Origin of the sequence: Bergeriella denitrificans NBRC 102155, from assembly GCF_001592185.1 — a bacterium.
GTDB lineage: Bacteria > Pseudomonadota > Gammaproteobacteria > Burkholderiales > Neisseriaceae > Neisseria > Neisseria denitrificans.
On record NZ_BCWL01000331.1, the window covers coordinates 1 to 1,208 of the forward strand.

The 1,208-nt window shown below is 48.9% G+C and carries 1 protein-coding gene; it reads right to left on the bottom strand.

Features of this window, described 5'->3' with window-relative positions:
• Nucleotides 1–59: 59 nt before the first annotated feature.
• Nucleotides 60–818: a transporter substrate-binding domain-containing protein gene (locus BDE01S_RS10600; RefSeq protein ID WP_245934301.1), complete on the bottom strand. Its 759-nt coding sequence runs from the start codon at nt 816–818 to the stop codon at nt 60–62.
• Nucleotides 819–1,208 lie beyond the last annotated feature (390 nt).

Here is a 1,208-nt window from a genome sequence, read left to right on the forward strand (position 1 = left end):
TTCGACTATAGTTATGGAACACAAAATGATGCAGCGCCCATTTTGTCACCGCCCCCGCATCAATTCGGCAGCCAGCGGCGAATGGTTTCCTCCAAACGGCCGGACAGTTTTTCCAAACGCAAAAACTGATCCACATAAGCCTTGAAGCGGAAATCGTTGTCCTTAATCAGCCAGGCGTTTTGCGACGGGCGCAGCGGCTTATCCGGGTTCACGCCGCACAGCACGCCTTTGTACTCGTGGGTTTTCACCATCGCCTCCGCCGCTTCGGTCACAAACACATCCGCGCGTTTGGCCACCAACTCATCAAAAATGGTGATGTTTTCCGGGTGCATGGTCAGCTTCGCCTTCAACAAAGCCGTACGCGCGAAATTCTCGTTGCTGCCGCCCGGATTGGCAATAATGCGGACATCAGGGCGATTAATCTGTTCAACCGTTTGATATTTCGACACATCCTCGCAGCGCACCAGCGGCGTTTTACCGTTGGTAAAATAAGGCTCGCTCATCAAAGCCTGCTGCTGGCGCGGCAGCGTAATCGAAATACCGCCCACGCCCAAATCGCATTTGGACTTAAAATCCGCAATCAGCGTCGGCCAGCTGCTCTTCACAATCACCACTTTCGCGTCCATACTCTTGGCTAAACGCGTCACCAAATCATTATCGATGCCCTCAAAACGCCCCTGATTGTCGAAGCTGAAAGGCTTGTAATCGCCCGGCGAACACACCCGCAGCTCTTTGCTTGCCAACACCTTAGCCAAAGTGTCCGGCGCCGGCGCCGCATAAGCCTGCGCCACTGCCAAAACCATCAATGATGCTGCCATATATTTCTTCATCTGATTATCCTCCTTTATGCGAAACCTGCATTCTATCGGCCGCCGCGGCAAACCCCAAACGCAGGCCGCAGCGTCTTATACCAATAGCGGCCGCCATACCGACGCATTCCGTCAAATAAAAATGCCGGCCTAAAATAAAACGCTCTGAAAAAAATATTTTGTAGTGCTTCGTTTTTTTCTTTCAGGAGGTTTTGAGGGCGGTATCATCGTGTCATACTGAAAAAGCAAAACGTATTAATTAGGGGTATAACCCATTCTCTCAATTTATTTTTTAAAATATTATATACATGTATTCGGGATAATCATTCTCTTAAAACAAACCGGAATATTTAAGTTATAGTCGTTTCACTTTAGTTTGATACAGCGTTGCTGAACCTT

Excerpts from the sequence above, each read along its gene's own strand:
- BDE01S_RS10600 (WP_245934301.1), bottom strand. The coding sequence starts at position 818 with ATGGCAGCATCATTGATGGTTTTGGCAGTGGCGCAGGCTTATGCGGCG.